This is a genomic window from Streptomyces aureocirculatus, from assembly GCF_000720475.1.
Classification (GTDB): Bacteria; Actinomycetota; Actinomycetes; order Streptomycetales; family Streptomycetaceae; genus Streptomyces; species Streptomyces aureocirculatus.
In genome coordinates this window covers 84,760-99,232 of sequence record NZ_JOAP01000013.1, presented here as the reverse complement: position 1 = coordinate 99,232, position 14,473 = coordinate 84,760, and the positions used below count along the sequence as shown (strand labels likewise).

15 protein-coding genes, 1 pseudogene and 1 riboswitch are annotated in these 14,473 nt (G+C 70.9%); of the genes and pseudogenes, 14 read left to right on the top strand and 2 right to left on the bottom strand.

Annotated features, from left to right (window positions below):
- Window positions 1-5 precede the first annotated feature (5 nt).
- From IG78_RS0114340 to fabG, 9 genes are all read left to right on the top strand, one after another.
- Window positions 6-245 carry an acyl carrier protein gene (locus IG78_RS0114340; RefSeq protein ID WP_157855794.1) on the top strand — a complete coding sequence of 80 codons (240 nt, stop codon included), beginning with the start codon at window positions 6-8 and terminating at the stop codon, window positions 243-245.
- Window positions 242-1,807, top strand: coding sequence for a class I adenylate-forming enzyme family protein (locus tag IG78_RS0114335; RefSeq protein WP_051852629.1), 1,566 nt, complete (start codon window positions 242-244; stop codon window positions 1,805-1,807). The genes IG78_RS0114340 and IG78_RS0114335 overlap by 4 nt, the downstream gene beginning before the upstream one ends.
- On the top strand, window positions 1,804-2,943 hold the full coding sequence (locus IG78_RS0114330; RefSeq protein ID WP_030562939.1) for a beta-ketoacyl-[acyl-carrier-protein] synthase family protein: 1,140 nt from the start codon (window positions 1,804-1,806) through the stop codon (window positions 2,941-2,943). The genes IG78_RS0114335 and IG78_RS0114330 overlap by 4 nt, the downstream gene beginning before the upstream one ends.
- Before the next feature lie 17 nt (window positions 2,944-2,960).
- Window positions 2,961-3,968, top strand: a complete 1,008-nt coding sequence (locus IG78_RS44045; RefSeq protein WP_157855793.1) for a beta-ketoacyl synthase N-terminal-like domain-containing protein — start codon at window positions 2,961-2,963, stop codon at window positions 3,966-3,968.
- The gene (locus IG78_RS0114320; RefSeq protein WP_063760751.1) at window positions 3,965-5,200 is read left to right on the top strand and encodes a beta-ketoacyl-[acyl-carrier-protein] synthase family protein; all 1,236 of its coding nucleotides are present in this window, start codon (window positions 3,965-3,967) and stop codon (window positions 5,198-5,200) included. Before IG78_RS44045 ends, IG78_RS0114320 begins: the two co-directional genes overlap by 4 nt.
- Window positions 5,188-6,288 carry a beta-ketoacyl synthase N-terminal-like domain-containing protein gene (locus IG78_RS0114315; RefSeq protein ID WP_157855792.1) on the top strand — a complete coding sequence of 367 codons (1,101 nt, stop codon included), beginning with the start codon at window positions 5,188-5,190 and terminating at the stop codon, window positions 6,286-6,288. The genes IG78_RS0114320 and IG78_RS0114315 overlap by 13 nt, the downstream gene beginning before the upstream one ends.
- Window positions 6,288-7,097: an SDR family oxidoreductase gene (locus tag IG78_RS0114310; protein WP_030562932.1), complete on the top strand. Its 810-nt coding sequence runs from the start codon at window positions 6,288-6,290 to the stop codon at window positions 7,095-7,097. The genes IG78_RS0114315 and IG78_RS0114310 overlap by 1 nt, the downstream gene beginning before the upstream one ends.
- A gap of 63 nt (window positions 7,098-7,160) precedes the next feature.
- On the top strand, window positions 7,161-7,424 hold the full coding sequence (locus IG78_RS0114305) for an acyl carrier protein (RefSeq protein ID WP_030562930.1): 264 nt from the start codon (window positions 7,161-7,163) through the stop codon (window positions 7,422-7,424).
- Window positions 7,421-8,167 carry a 3-oxoacyl-ACP reductase FabG gene (gene fabG / locus IG78_RS0114300; protein WP_030562928.1) on the top strand — a complete coding sequence of 249 codons (747 nt, stop codon included), beginning with the start codon at window positions 7,421-7,423 and terminating at the stop codon, window positions 8,165-8,167. Before IG78_RS0114305 ends, fabG begins: the two co-directional genes overlap by 4 nt.
- A gap of 100 nt (window positions 8,168-8,267) precedes the next feature.
- On the opposite strand, the gene IG78_RS0114295 is transcribed toward fabG, so the two are convergent.
- Entirely contained in the window at window positions 8,268-8,558 is a 291-nt protein-coding gene (locus IG78_RS0114295; protein ID WP_030562926.1) for a hypothetical protein, read from the bottom strand.
- A 431-nt stretch (window positions 8,559-8,989) separates the two neighbouring features.
- A riboswitch (cyclic di-AMP (ydaO/yuaA leader) is annotated at window positions 8,990-9,144 on the top strand.
- A gap of 2 nt (window positions 9,145-9,146) precedes the next feature.
- Here IG78_RS0114295 and IG78_RS0114290 point away from each other — a divergent pair.
- The 5 genes and pseudogenes from IG78_RS0114290 (at window position 9,147) to IG78_RS0114270 (ending at window position 13,701) form a co-directional block, all read left to right on the top strand.
- Window positions 9,147-9,899, top strand: coding sequence for a transglycosylase SLT domain-containing protein (locus tag IG78_RS0114290; protein ID WP_030562924.1), 753 nt, complete (start codon window positions 9,147-9,149; stop codon window positions 9,897-9,899).
- 180 nt (window positions 9,900-10,079) lie between these two features.
- Window positions 10,080-10,241: pseudogene (locus IG78_RS0114285) on the top strand (HAD family hydrolase); the annotation flags it as partial.
- Window positions 10,242-10,305: 64 nt separating this feature from the next.
- Window positions 10,306-11,490, top strand: a complete 1,185-nt coding sequence (locus IG78_RS0114280; protein ID WP_030562920.1) for a sensor histidine kinase — start codon at window positions 10,306-10,308, stop codon at window positions 11,488-11,490.
- Window positions 11,483-12,154, top strand: a complete 672-nt coding sequence (locus IG78_RS0114275; protein WP_030562918.1) for a response regulator — start codon at window positions 11,483-11,485, stop codon at window positions 12,152-12,154. The genes IG78_RS0114280 and IG78_RS0114275 overlap by 8 nt, the downstream gene beginning before the upstream one ends.
- 227 nt (window positions 12,155-12,381) lie before the next feature.
- Window positions 12,382-13,701, top strand: a complete 1,320-nt coding sequence (locus IG78_RS0114270) for a serine hydrolase domain-containing protein (RefSeq protein ID WP_199813262.1) — start codon at window positions 12,382-12,384, stop codon at window positions 13,699-13,701.
- Here IG78_RS0114270 and IG78_RS0114265 read toward each other — a convergent pair.
- On the bottom strand, window positions 13,685-14,431 hold the full coding sequence (locus IG78_RS0114265; RefSeq protein WP_030562914.1) for a DUF1838 family protein: 747 nt from the start codon (window positions 14,429-14,431) through the stop codon (window positions 13,685-13,687). The genes IG78_RS0114270 and IG78_RS0114265 overlap by 17 nt on opposite strands.
- Between the last annotated feature and the right edge of the window lie 42 nt (window positions 14,432-14,473).

Here is a 14,473-nt window from a genome sequence, read left to right as displayed (position 1 = left end):
ATGCCGTGGTGACCGACCGGCAGGTGCAGGAGCTGGTGGCGGGCGTCCTGGAGATCGACGTAGCCGATGTCGGGATCGACAAGTCGTTCTACGCGGAGCTGGAGATGGATTCGCTCCACAAGGCGGAGTTCATCGTGGCCCTGGAGCGTGCCTGCGGTGCGGAGTTCGCCCCGGCGGACGCCGCACGGATGGACAGTGTCGGTGATGTGATGCGGCTGCTGCGCGATCGGCATCGAGTGACATGAACCCCGCCACCGGCACCGCGAACCCGGCCGAGTTGCTGCTCGCCCATCCTCGCGACCGCCGCTGCGGTGTGGACCGCCGCGTCGGTGAGGTCACTTACGGCGACCTGCGGCGCGCGGTGAAGGAGTACGCCGGGGGGCTGCGGGCTGCCGGGGTGCGGCCCGGCTGCCGCGCGGTCGTCGTCTCCGACGACTGCGTCGCAGCGATCACCGCCGTTCTCGCCTTGTGGTGGCACGGGTGCGTGCCCGTCGTGCTGCACCCGATGCTCCGGCCCGCGGAGGTCGCTTTCATCGTGCGGGACAGCGAGGCGGAGTTCGCCGAGCTGAACGTCGACCCGGAACACGCGGCGGCCCTGCAGGGTGACCTTGGCGCGATCGACGCCGAGAGACGGGCGGCCGGGCGCGCCGGACTGCTCACCGCGCTCGGCCCCGTGCGTGCAAGCGGGCCCACACCTCCGCCGGCCGGTTTCCGCGCGACCGATGAGCTGCTGGTCCAGTACACCTCCGGCAGCACCGGCAGGCCCCGCGGGGTACGGCACTGTCTGCGGGCGGTGCACGCGATTCTGCGTGGTGTCGGCAGCCTGCTGGACCTCACCCCGGACGACGTCGTGCTGTCCACGGCGAAACTCTCCTTCGGATACGGATTCGGCAACTCGTTGCTGTACCCGTACGCGGCGGGGGCGAGTTCGGTGCTGCTCGAAGGGCCGGCGGACCCGTACGGCGTGGCGGCGGCACTGGACGCGTACCGGCCGACCGTGCTGTTCTCCGTGCCCCGGCTCTACGCCGGTCTGCTCGAAGTCGCGGAGCAGGGCAAGGCCGTCGAGACCGGCTCGCTCCGCCTGGCCGTGGCCACCGGGGAGCACCTGCCGGCCGGACTCGCCGCCCGTATCACCGAAGCGTTCGACGTGCCGCTGATCAATGGGTTCGGCGCGACGGAGGTCCTGCACACGGTCGTGGCGGCCGCCGTGGGCCGGGGCAGGGCCGCCGGTCCCGGATCGATCGGTTTCCCGGTTCCCGGGGTGACCGCGACCGTCCGCGACGACGCCGGCAGGGCGGTGGGCGACGGGACCCCCGGCCGACTGCACCTCACCACGGAGTCGGCCGCGCTCGGCTACCTCAACCGGCCGGAGGACACCGCCCGCGCGTTCGCCGACGGCGGCGTCTACACCGGCGACATCGCGTACCGCGCGGCAGGTGGCGAGCTCTGCCACGTAGGCCGCGCCGACGACATGCTCCTGCTCGGCGGCTACAAGATCGCGCCGGCCGAGATCGAGCGCGTGGTCCGGGCCGCCCCCCAGGCCGCTGACTGCGCGGTCGTGGGCAGCACGGACCGGACCGGGCTCGAACAGGCCACGGTGTACGTCGTGCCGCGGGACCCAGCCTACCCCGACGAGGCCCGCAAGGCAGTGAGGTCGGCGCTGCGCGCCGGACTCGCACCGTACAAGAGGCCGTCCCGGATCGAGATCATCGACGAACTCCCTGTCACCGCCAACGGCAAGCTGGCCCGCTTCCGGCTCCGCCCCCGGCCGGACGGCCCCGTCGGCAGTCCGGAGGGCAGCACATGAGCTGGGAGATCACCGGAATGAGCGCGGTGTGCGCGCTGGGCGACACCGTCGCCGGTATCCATGGCGCCCTGTGTTCGGGCCGCTCCGGCCTGGCGCCGCTGTCGGCGTTCGACGGGTCCAAGTACCGCGCAGGGGCGGCGTACGAGGTGCGGGACCGGGTGCGTTCCGGTGTGGACGAGCCGCTGCGGGCGACCCGCTGGCTGGTCCGCGTGGTCCGGGAGGCCCTGGCCGACGCGGGCCTGCCGGAACCGGAGCCCGGGTTGCCGGTCCTGGTCGGGACCACGCACCGGGAGATGCGGACCACAGAACTGTGGTGGCAGCACGACGGCCCCCTCTCCCCCACCGACCTGCACTTCACCGCGGCCCTGCACTCCGCCCTCGGCCTGCACAACGTGCACACCGTCGCGAGCGCCTGTGCTGCCTCGCTGTACGGCCTTGGGATGGCCACCGACCTCATCGCCCTCGGCGAGGCGGACACCGTGGTGGTGGCGGGCACCGACGCGATCCCCGAGAGCTCCTTCGGCGGGTTCGACCGGATCCAGTTCCCGCCGCCGGACACCGTCCGCGCCTTCGACAGGTCCCGCCGGGGCATGATCATGGGAGAGGGCGCGGTGGCGGTGGTGCTGCGGCGCGCCGGTACGTACCCCGGCCGGGTCCACGGCTTGGTCCGAGGCGTGAGCATGAACTGTGATGCGTCCCATCCGACAGCGCCCGATTCCGCGGGGATCGTCCGGGCGATCGAGGACGCGCACGCGCGCGCAGCGGTCGTTCCCGATGACATCGACCTGGTCATCGTGCACGGCAGCGGTACGGCGCAGAGCGATCTGGCCGAAGCGGTCGCGCTGAAGGCCGTGTTCAAAGCCGCCGACCCCGGCCCCCTCGTCACCGCGATCAAGGGCGGCATGGGGCATATCTCAGGCGGGGCGGGGCTGTTGAACCTCGTGGTGGCACTGGAGTCGATCCGGTCTGGTGCCCTGCCGGGAGTCAGCGATCTCACCGACCCGATCGAGGAAGTGAAAGAGCTGCGCGTCGTCTCCGGCCGCCCCGCCGCGGGGCCGTTCGGCACCGCGCAGGTGCACGCCGTCGGCATGGGCGGGATCAACGCCGTGGCCATCGCGGAAGGGGCGACGCGGTGAGTGCGAGGGGCGACGCGGTGAGTGCTCCGGCTGCCGTGCGGACCGCGATCACCGGTGTGGGCCTGGCGGTGGCGGGACCCGATTTCGACCCGGTGACCGCCCTTGCCGTACGTGGCATGCGGCACAAGGACCGGTCGTCGCGGTTCGCGGTGCAGGTGGCCCGGCGGACGCTCGACGACGCCGGGCTCCTCGGCGCGCCGGAGCTGGACGGTGCGGCGGTGGTCGTCTCCAGCAACTTCGGCAATCTGGACGCGGTGTGCGACTCCGTCACGACGATCGCCACCGGCTGTAGCAGGGACGTCAGCCCGATGCGCGTACCGCACCTGTCGAGCGCCGTATCAGCGGCCTGGATCGCCCTCGACCACGGCATCCGCGGCCCCAGTCTGACGCTGTGCAACGGCGCTTCGGGCGGGCTCGACGCCGTGGCCGCGGCACGGAACCTGATCGCGGCGGGCCGGGCCACGGCGGCGCTGGTGATAGGCGTCGAACCGGACACTCCGCCGGTGGCCAGGCTGCACAGGGAGAGCGCAGGTACCCGATGGATCGACGGGGCCGTGGGCCTGGTGATCGAGCCCGTGCGGCACGCCGTGAGCCGTGGCGCGCGGATTCGCGCGGAGATCGCCGGATACGGCAGGGCGGCCGACGAACAGTCCGCCGTCCGGGCAGCGGGCGCCACGGCGATCCGGCGCCTGGACGCCGATCCGACCGCACGGTTCGGGCGGTGCTCGGGCGCCCTGGGGGTGGTGCAGTGCGCGATGGCCGTGGAGCAACTGGAGGGCGAGGCGGTGGCGAGGCAGTCGGCAAGGCCGGTGCTCGCCGTCGCGGGCGCCGGGGCTGGGGAGAGCGACGGGACGTCGGTCTCGGCACTGGTACTCACGCCCCCTCGGGAACCCGTGCACACATCCCCTCAGGTGCCCGTGCACACACCGTCTCAGGTGCCCGTGCACACACCGTCTCAGGTGCCCGTACGCACACCCCCTCGCGGCCCCCTGCACACGCCGCCCCCTCGCGGGAGGGACACATGAACACGTTCGACAGCGTCCCGCGTGTTGTGATCACCGGCCTGGGTGCGATCTGCTGCCTGGGCACCGGGGTCGGCGCGTACTGGGGCGGCCTGCTCGCGGGCGGCGGAGAGCCGGAGGCGATTCCGCTGCCCCACCTCAACATGCGGACGAAGAAGATGTATCTGGTCGACCGGGCGCAGGTGCCCGCCGAACCGTCCTGCCACGCCGGGGTGGAGCTCGGCAGCAGCCCACGCCTGGCAGTCGCCGCGGCCGAACAGGCGCTCACCGACGCCAAAGTGGAGGACGGGGCACGCGTGACCGTTCCCGTGGTGCTCGGCGTCGAGCTGGGCAACTCGGACATGCAGGAGCTCCAGCGCAGCGCGGGACGGACGACATGGACGACGCTGACGCCCGCGGCCGCTGTCGTGGGAGCGGCGATCGGCTCGCGTGCGGCGCAGACAAGTGTGGGAAACGCCTGCTCAGCCAGCGGGTACGCGCTCACGATCGGGCTTGACATGATCCGTGCGGGTGAGGCGAGCACGGTCCTGGTCGGCGGGGCCGAGGGCGCCACGCGGGCCGGGATGGGGGCTTTCAACCGGCTGGGGGCCGCGGATCCGGTGCGCTGCCGGCCGTTCGACCGGAACCGGGCGGGAACGATGTTCGGCGACGGCTCGGCCATGATCGTGCTCGAAGCGGCCGATCACGCCCGACGGCGTGGAGTCGAGCCGTACGCCGAGCTGGCCGGTGCGGCCTGGAGCTGTGACGCCCACCATGCCACCGCCCCCGACCCCTCGGGGGACCAGATCGTCCGGGCGATGTCCGACGCGCTGGCCGACGCGAAGCTGAGCAGCGCCGATGTGGGCTGCGTCATCCCCCATGGGACGGGGACGCCGCTCAACGACGTGGTGGAGAGCCAGGCCCTGCACAGGGTGTTCGGGTCACGGATGCCTGAACTGCCGCTCTTTTCGCTCAAGGCGATGATCGGTCACACGACCGGTGCGGCAGGCGCCTTCGCCTGCCTCACGGCGACCCTCATGCTGCGTCACCGGCAGAGCCCGGCGAACACCCCGGTCGACCAGGACCCGGAGTGCGATGTGTGGCTCCCGCAGGAGCGTCCCGTGCCGTTGGCCGCACCCGCCGTCCTGGTCAATACCTACGCGTTCGGCGGCAACAACACGTCTCTCGTCGTCAAGGGCATCGGTATGGGCATCGGCAAGGACGTCAGCGGGGAGGCATCGCGGTGGTCACAGTGAGCACCGGTGAACTGGCCGTCGTCGGCATGGGCGTGGTGGGGCCGGGCATCTCCGGTCCCGCGGACGCGCTGGCACCCGCCGGGGCGGCGGCTCCCGGCTGGTTCAGGGCTCAAGTCGCCCTGCCCGGGCGCGGCTACCGGCGGCTGCCCGACGCGTGCAAATACCTCCTGGCCGCGTCGAGGCTGGCGGTCGGCGACGCCGGGGACCGGCTTACGCAGACCGAGCGCGACCACCGGGGCGCGGCGGTGGCCATCAACAACACCGGCGCCGCTCTGCTGGAGGCGATGGACCGCACGATCATGCGGGAAGGTGCCGCGGAGATGTCGCCGTCGAGCAGCCCTTTCATCGCCATGAGTTCGTTCGCCAGCCGGCTCTCGATGGAACACGACATCACCGGCTTCAACCTCACCGTCAATTCCCCGGTCACCGCCGGTCTTGAGGCGCTGCAGATCGCGGCCCGCGCCGTCGCGGCGGCCCGGGCCCGGGCGGTCCTGGTGGGCGCGGTCGAGGAAGCCCTCTCGCCTTCGCAGTCGCGGGCGCCCGCCCTTGGATCGTCGCCGCAGTCGTCCGCCGTTGGATCGCCGTTGTGCTCGTCCGCCCTTGGGTCGTCGCTGTCGTCCGCCCCTGGAACGGAGGTTGGCGCCGCCGTGCTGCACTGCGAGCCCGCCGTAGGGGGATGCGCGCGCTACGGAACGTGCCGGGCACGCGGCGCCTTCCTGGCCCCCGGGGTGGCGGCGCGCGACGCCCCCGCTGTCCTCGGTCCGCTGGTCGGCGACGACCCACCGGGCCGGATCGACGCGGTCCTTGACGACTCCGCGGTGGGAACGGCTGCCGCCCGGTGGCTCGACCGCCTGACCGGCACGTGCGAAGTCGTCATCGTCCCGGCACCGGCGCAGGCCGGCTGCCTCACGCCGTTGCAGCGCGTCGTGGGCCTGTTCGCGCAGGAGCACACGGCCCCCACCCGGCGCGCGGTGCTTGCGGCCTCCGCCCAGGGCACGCTCGCCTACGCCGAGCTGACGGTCACGCCACGAGGCGGGAGTTCACTCGAACCGTGCGCACCCCGGGTGGCCGCCGAGGGAGGAAAGTGATGTTCGTTCCCCTCGAAGGTTCCTGGGCTCTGATCTTCGGTGTCTCCAGCGGCATGGGCAAGGAGACCGCACGAGCCCTTGCCGAAGCGGGCTGCAACGTCATCGGTGTGCACTTCGATCTTGCCGAGGGGCAGCAGCGAGCGGAGCAGTACGCCAAGACTCTGGGTGGGCTCGGCGTCGAGGCACACTTCTTCAACCGCAACATCGCGGCACCCAGGGCTCGCGCGGAGCTCGTCCCCGTCATCCGGGACCTCACCTCCGGTGTCGGGCCACGGGTCGTCCTGCACTCGGTCGCCTACGGGACGCTCACCTCCCTCCTCCCCGCGCAGGACGGCCAGGAGGAAGAGGCGCCGGAGGTCACGCGGCAGCAGCTCACGATGACGGTCGACGTCATGGGGCACAGTCTCGTGTACTGGATCCAGGACCTGGTGAAGGAGGCGCTGCTGCCGCGAGGGGCGAAGGTCTTCGCGATGACCAGCGCGGGCGGGACCCGGGTGCTGTCCGGTTACGCGCCCGTCTCGGCGGCGAAGGCGACGCTGGAGTCCCATGTCCGCAACCTGGCGGTGGAACTCGCCCCCAGGGGCGTGGCGGTGAACGCGATCCGGGCGGGCACCACCATCACCCCGGCGCTGGCGAAGATCCCGGGCAACGAGAAGCTCATCGCCCACTGCCAGGGCATCAATCCGGGCGGTCGGCTGACGCGTGCCGAAGACGTGGCCGAGGCGATCGTCGCCTTGTCCGTCTCGGACTCGTCCTGGCTCACCGGAAACGTCATCGGAGTCGACGGCGGAGAAGCACTCGTCGTCTGAGGCGAACCGAGGCCGAACGCCAAGAGCGAGATCACCAGAGCCGGATCGAAGGAGGGCGGCACCGTGTCAGACAACCCGACAGCAGGCGTCAACCGCGAAGACCTGCGCGCACTGATAGCCGAAGAGCTCGAACTCCCCACCGAGGAAGTCACCGACGAAGCCAACCTCAGAACCGACCTCGCCGTGGACTCGCTCACCGCCATGGAAGTCGCCGTACAACTCGAAAAGAAGTACCGCATCAAAATCGACGAGGAAGAGATCAAGTCGCTGACCACCCTGGCGACCATCCATCAACTCGTCTCCGCCAAGCTCGAGACAGCCCGATGACCGACGGGGACAGGCCGGTCGCGGTGGTGACCGGCGGCTCGCGCGGCATCGGCCGGGCCGCGGTGCTCCGCCTGGCGGCCGACGGTTTCGACGTGGCGTTCTGCTACCTCTCCAGGCCGGAGCGGGCCGAGGCGGTCGCGGCCGAAGCTCGCCGCGCCGGCGCGCGGGTGCTCGCCCGCAAGACCGACGTCTCGGTCGCGGGCCAGGCCGAGGAACTCGTGTCCGAGACCGAGGCCGAACTCGGCCCGATCGGTGCGGTGGTGGCGAACGCCGGTGTCGTACGGGACCGGCCCCTCGCCGGGATGGCCGATGACGAGTGGGACACGGTGCTCCGTACGAATCTCGACGGCACCTATCACATCTGCCGTGCCGCGGCGCGATCCCTGATGCGGCACGACAGCGGAACCATCGTGACCATTTCCTCGGTGGCGGGCATCTACGGCAACGTCGGCCAGTCGAACTATGCGGCGTCGAAGGCCGGGATCATCGGGTTCACGAAGTCGGTCGCGAAGGAACTCGGCCGGTTCGGAGTACGGGTCAACTGCGTTGCGCCCGGCATGATAACGACGGACATGACCGATGAGCTCAGCGAAGAGAAGCGCAAGGAACAGATCAGAAGGATCCCGCTTCGCCGACCCGGAACACCGGACGAGGTAGCGGAGTTGGTGTCCTTCCTCATTTCTCGCCGTTCCGCCTACATCACGGGTCAGGTCCTGGGAATCGACGGCGGCTTCTCACTCTGATTTCCGGATTCCTCGGCCTCCTCGGATTCCTCGGCCTCCTCGGGTCCCTCGACCTCCTCGGATTCGTCCGCCCGGCCCCCCGACGCCGACGCGGCGGCGGTCAGGGCACGTCGCCGGAGTAGTGGAAGCGGCAGCTCACGCCCGGGCCCGGCCTGCGGGGTTCGCCGGGCCGTGGTCCGTACAGCGACCGGCCGCCGGGGAACTTCCCGAGCTCGGTGGGCAGGGCGACGCCCTCGGCCACGTCCTCCGGCCGCCAGCCTGTGATGCGCAGCAGCAGTCCGTCCAGCGGCCCGCCTGTCAGCACGGCATATGTCTGGTCTGCCAGCGGGCCGGGGTCGTCGTGGTCGTGGCCGTACACCCGGCCGCGCAGCAGTTGCTCGTCGCCGTTCATCCCCTCAGCCTTCCAGCCACCACTGACAATGCGGGCCTGACCGGGGATCGCCCGACACTATGTCCACCTTTGCACCGAAAATCCATCCCTTCATGACGTTCATGACATACGTAAAGCGTCGCCCGTATTGCGGGATAGGCAGCGAAATGACATGCCGCGATATGTGGCGAGCGACACCTCGGCCCGCACCCCATTCCGTGAAATGAGTCACACCGATGGCGGTACGCCCCGGCTGGGGCATCGCGCGCAGTTCCGTTCCAGGCAAAGAAGATTGGGCTTATTGATCACAGAAGGCCGGGGAATATGATCTCCAGGAACGGACCTCGTGCATTCCTCTCCGCAATTCTGGTCTTGTTCCGCCGGGGCTTTCTCGCTTAACGTCACCGTCAATCCGGATGGAACGCCGAATCCTGCCGCTGTCCGGAAACTCTTCCGACCACTCACTTACGCACGGCAGGAGCGGGGGACCCAGGCAAGACGCCGATCCGGATTCCGGAGCGGCTCGGGGTGAAGTCGCATGCGCAGCGACCGGACATCTCCCGTCCGAACCCGACAGCTCACCTCGTAGGCGACGGAGAGGAATTCGTCATGCCCGCAAAGGGAAAGCACCGCCGTCCCAAGTCCAGCCCGTTCACCCGGGGCATCGCCGCCGCAAGCACGGGCGGAGTCGTGCTCGCTCTCCCGGTGCTCGGCGCGACCACCGCCGCCGCGGCGGAGCCCCACACGGCCGCCAAGCCCGCCGCGGCCCCCGGGACCTACGTCGTCGTCGCGGGCGACACCCTCTCCAAGATCGCCCGGGAGCACTCCCTGAGCGGCGGCTGGAAGAAGCTCTACCAGGACAACCGCGGCGTCCTCGGCGACGACCCGAAGGTGATCCACCCCGGCCTCAAGCTCACCCTCGGCAAGAAGGGCCCGGCCGGGCCCGAGGCGAAGCCGGCCGCCTCCGCCGAGCGTGCGGACCGCTCCGAGCGCAGCACCGCGCTCGCCGAGCCCGCCGCCGCCCCGGCGAAGAAGTCCTACACGAACGACCTCGACGGCTGGATCAGGGAGTCGCTCGACATCATGGCCCAGCACGGCATCCCCGGCTCCTACGAGGGCATCCACCGCAACATCATGCGTGAGTCCTCCGGCAACCCGCTGGCCATCAACAACTGGGACTCCAACGCCGCCGCCGGAACCCCGTCCAAGGGACTCCTGCAGGTCATCGGCCCCACCTTCACCACCTACCGCCTGCCCGGAACGTCGCTCGACAGCTTCGACCCGGTCGCCAACATCACCGCCGCCTGCAATTACGCGGCCGCCCGCTACGGCTCGATCGACAACGTCAACGGCCCGTACTGAGCCCGTCGGTCCCGAGAATGATCACGAAGGTCGACCGGTCGACCTGCTGACCGACCGGCCGACCGGCCGACCGGCCGACCGGTTGACCGGCCAACCGGTTGACCGGCCGACCGGTTGACCGGCCAACCGGTTGACCGGCCGACCGGTTGACCTGGCATGATCACGACGTGATCAGTGAGCGTCATTGTGGACGCCGCGGCAGTCGAGGAGGGCAAACCGTCCCCCGTGCCCTACCTGTCGGCCGCGGAACAGCTCGGTGCCCGGCCCGAGGACTGCCTGGTCATCGAGGACGCCCCCACCGGAGTCGAGGCGGGGCTGCGGGCCGGTATGACGGTGTGGGGGGAACGCCGCGGCTGTGGTGGGCGGAGGGCCTTGTCGGCACCGCGTTAGGCTCGGGCGGGTGAGAATGGTTGACGGCAGGTGGCACAGGTGGGGTGCCGATGCCGGGCTGCTCGCGCTGACGTTTCTGCCACCGCTGTTGTCGCAGCCGTACGTGGACACCTCGAAGCCCGCGTGGTTGTCGCTCATGGGCTACGAGGCGGTGGGCGTGGTGGTCCTCGCGCTGCGGCGGCGGCTGCCTGCCACGGCCTTCGTCGCAGGCCTGGCGGCACTCGTGGCGGCGTTGGCGGAGAGCGCGGTCGAAGGGGCCAAACTCACCCCGCTGGTCTTCCTGCCGCTCGCCGTGCTGCTCTACAACCTGGGAAGCCGCTGCACGAGTTGGACGCGGACCGTGCTCGCGGTGGCCGGCGGCGCCGCGCTGACCGCGGCCGGGTTGTGCGTGAACCGGTTGACGGCCAGTGCCGGTGAGTTCCGGGGCGGCCTGGACGTCCTCGCGGCGCTGGCCCCGATGCCGCTGGCGTGGGTGCTGGGGTTCGCCGCACGTAGCCGGCGGGCGCTGCTCGTCGCGGCCGAGCAGCGGGCGGCCGAAGCGGGCCGGGCGCAGGCTTTGGAAGCGGCGCAGGCCACGCAGCGGGAACGGGCGCGGATCGCCCGCGAGATGCACGACGTGGTCGCACACTCGCTCACCCTCCTCGTGGTGCACGCGGAGACCCTGCGCGCACGCGGCCACGAGCTGCCCGACTGGGCCCGTACCGAAGTCGACGCGCTCGCGGCGGCGGGTCGGCAGAGCGGTGGGGAGCTGCGTGATCTGCTGCGGATGCTGCGTGACCCGGCGGAGGCGGCCCCGCTGCAGCCGGTGCCCGGGCTCGCAGACCTGGGCGCGTTGCTGGACAGCCACCGTGCGGCCGGAGGAAGGGTCGAGGCGCACATGGGGACCGCGCTGGAGTCGCTGCCCGGCCCGGTGCAGTTGGCGGGATACCGCGTCGTACAGGAAGCACTGGCCAACGCCCGCCGGCACGCGCCCGGGGCGCCGACCCGGCTCAGCGTCGAGGGTGAGGCGGGGCGACTGCGGTGCGAGGTGGTGAACAGCCGCGCGGCGCGGCCCGGGACGCTCGACGCGGGAGCCGGGCTCGGTCTGATCAGCATGCGCGAACGAGTGGACGCCCTGGGCGGAGAGCTCACCGCGGGACCGACCGGCGACGGCGGGTTCCGTGTCGTGGCCACCGTGCCGGGGGTGAACGCGGGTGTCTGAACAGATCAGTGTGCTCGTGGTGGACGACGAGCCGGTCATCCGCGCCGGGCTGAGCGCGATACTCGACACCCAGGCCGACCTGTCCGTGGCGGGCACCGCGGGCGACGGTGCGGAAGCCGTCGAGGTGTGCGCGCGGCTGCGACCGGACGTGCTGCTCCTGGACATCCGCATGCCGCGCCGCGACGGCCTGTGGGCACTGACGGAACTGGGCCGCCGGGGGCTGCTCGGGCCGGGGCAGGGGCGGAGTCAGGCGCTCATGCTGACGACGTTCGACCTGGACGAGTACGTCGACGACGCGCTGGCCGCCGGGGCGGCGGGGTTCCTCCTCAAGAACAGTTCGTACGAGGAGCTGACCGTAGCGGTACGGGCGGCGGCGGCCGGGCACAGCACGCTGAGCCCCGCGGTGACCCGCCGGATCATCGAGGGCCATCTGGGAGCCAGGCATCGGCCCAGCGACGAGGACCTCGCCCGGCTGAGGGACCTCACCGAGCGGGAGCGCGACGTGCTGCGCCTTGTCGGGGAGGGGCTGAGCAACGCCGAGATAGCCGAACGGCTCGTGGTGAGCCTGCACACGGTGAAGACGCACGTCAGCCGCATGCTCACCAAGACCGACTGCCAGAGCCGCGCCCAGGCCGCGGTCCTTGCCAGGAACACGCTGTCCTGACTCATGCCCTTCCTCGCCATCCCTTGTCACTCCTCTGTCACTCCTCTGTCACTCCTTGGGGTGACACGGCGCCCGCGGAAAGCCCGCCATCGAGCGATGTCCCGGAGGGCTGCCGCTGACTGAATGGTTGCTGTGCGCGTGGCCCGCCGCGATGCCGCTCAGCAGGACGACGACATGCCGGGTCCCTTGCCGCACAGAGCAACAGCCATGCGTCGAAGGGAACTGCCATGTCCACATCCACGTCGTCTCGCCGCCACCGGATACTGCGGGGAGTGCTGACCGTGGCGTTGGCGACCAGTATGGGGGCGACGCTCACGGCCTGCTCGGACACGGAGTCGGACGCGGGGCCGGGCTCCGCGCCGGGCCCGGCGAAGACATCGGTCGGGGCATCGAAGGAGCGGGGCGCGGTGGACGCCTCCGCACGCGCGCACCTTGCCGGTCTCGCTCAGAGGGCGGCGGACAGAGGCTCCCTGGGAGTGGTCGTCCGGATCACGCCCGGCAGCGGGGCACCCGTGGAGATGGCACGGCAGGCGGCCTGGACGAAGAGGGATCACCGCCTCGCTGTCGGCGACCAGTTCAGGGTCGGGTCCAACACCAAGACGGTGACCGCCACCCTCGTCCTGCAACAGGTCGCCCGGAAGCAGATCGCCCTCGACGACTCCGTGGAGAAGTGGCTGCCCGGACTGGTCAAGGGCGGTCGCGACATCACCGTACGGATGCTGCTCAACCACACCGGCGGACTGGGCGACTTCCTCCTCACGCCGCGATTCCTGCCCTCCCTCACAGGCCAGGAGCAGCGCACCTGGCGGCCGGAGGACCTCCTCGCCGTCACCCCGGAACAGGATCCGCCCGCCGCGCCCGGCGAGAAGCACTCGTACAGCAACGCGAACTACACGGCCCTCGGAATGATCCTGGAAAAGGCCACCGGGCACAGCCTCGCCGAGCTGATCGAGCGGAAGATCACCAAGCCGTTGGGGATGAAGGACTCGTTCCTGGCCACGAACGCCGCCTGGAGCAGCGGGAAGCCGCACGCCACCGGCTACGAACCGGACGCCGAGCGCCTGCGGAAGATCCTCTCCCCCACCGTGGACCTGCCCGAAGGCGTCGGCTTCGCCGGGCCCGAACGCCCCGGGCACACCGTCGACACCGAAGCCATCGACCCGAGCTGGTCCTGGGCGGCAGGGGGCATGGTCTCCACCGCAAAGGACTGGCAGCGCTTCCTCACCGCGCTGATGTCCGGCAAGCTGCTGCCCGAGGCCCAGTTGCGGCAGATGCGCACCACTGTCGCCGCTCCCGAGGACGGCGGAGGCTACGGCCTCGGCCTGATGAAGGTGAACACGCCCTGCGGCACCGTCTGGGGCCACACCGGCGGCCTGCCCGGCTACTCCAGCGAGATCTACACCGACGCGAAGGGCCGCCGCAGCGTCGCGGTCCTGACGAGCACGAACTTCGGCATCAAGGAGAAGGCAGCCGCAGCCGCGAACAAGGCGCTCGTCAACGAGGCGGCCTGCCTCATGCTGGGCGCGACGGCTACCTCGGCGGGTTGAGCTTGCGGAAGTACGTCCAGCTCGTCTCGTTCGGCTCGCTCCACCTCTCCGGGGCGTGGGCGAATTCCGGGTGGTGGTCGGCGATGTAGGCGCGGGTGCGCTCGGGGACCTCGGTGTACGAGCCGAGCTTGCGGCCCTGGCAGTGGAAGGTGAGGCCGCCGGGCCGCTGCCCTCGGGCCATCCAGGGGAGCCATGGGGACATCCGGGTCCACGACATGGTGGCCGGGACGCTGGGCGCGGTGCCGTCCAGGTCGGCGCGGTCCGCGAAGAACTGGAAGAGCTCCAGGGCCTTGTAGGTGTCGCCCGCCGAGTGGACGGGGTACTGGGCCACAGGCAGGGGCGAGGGGTAGGCGAGCGGTATCTCCAGGCTGAAGCAGACCTGTTCGCCGAGATCCGTCGTCGGTATCGGGAAGGGACGCCATTTCTGGTTCGCCGGATCGTTCCAGATGTGCACCACCGGCAGATCCTGCCAGGTCTCCAGGATCTCCCGGCTCGCAGGGTCGAGGTAGAACGCGGCTTCGCGGGTGAGCAGTTGGTAGGCGTCCTGCCCGGCTTCGGCGTCCTGGACCAGGCGGGCGACGTTGAGCCCTTCGAGGCCGAAGAGGTGCTGGTAGGGCTCGTCGGGGGCCCAGGAGTACACGTTCCCGGTCCACCAGTACGTGACTTCCTCACCGTCGAGCGAGGCGCGGGTCCGGGCGAAGGAGCGGAGCAGCTCTGCGGGTGTCGTCATACGGAGTACTCTGCGCGACCCCGGCCGGGCGGCCTCGGCCGG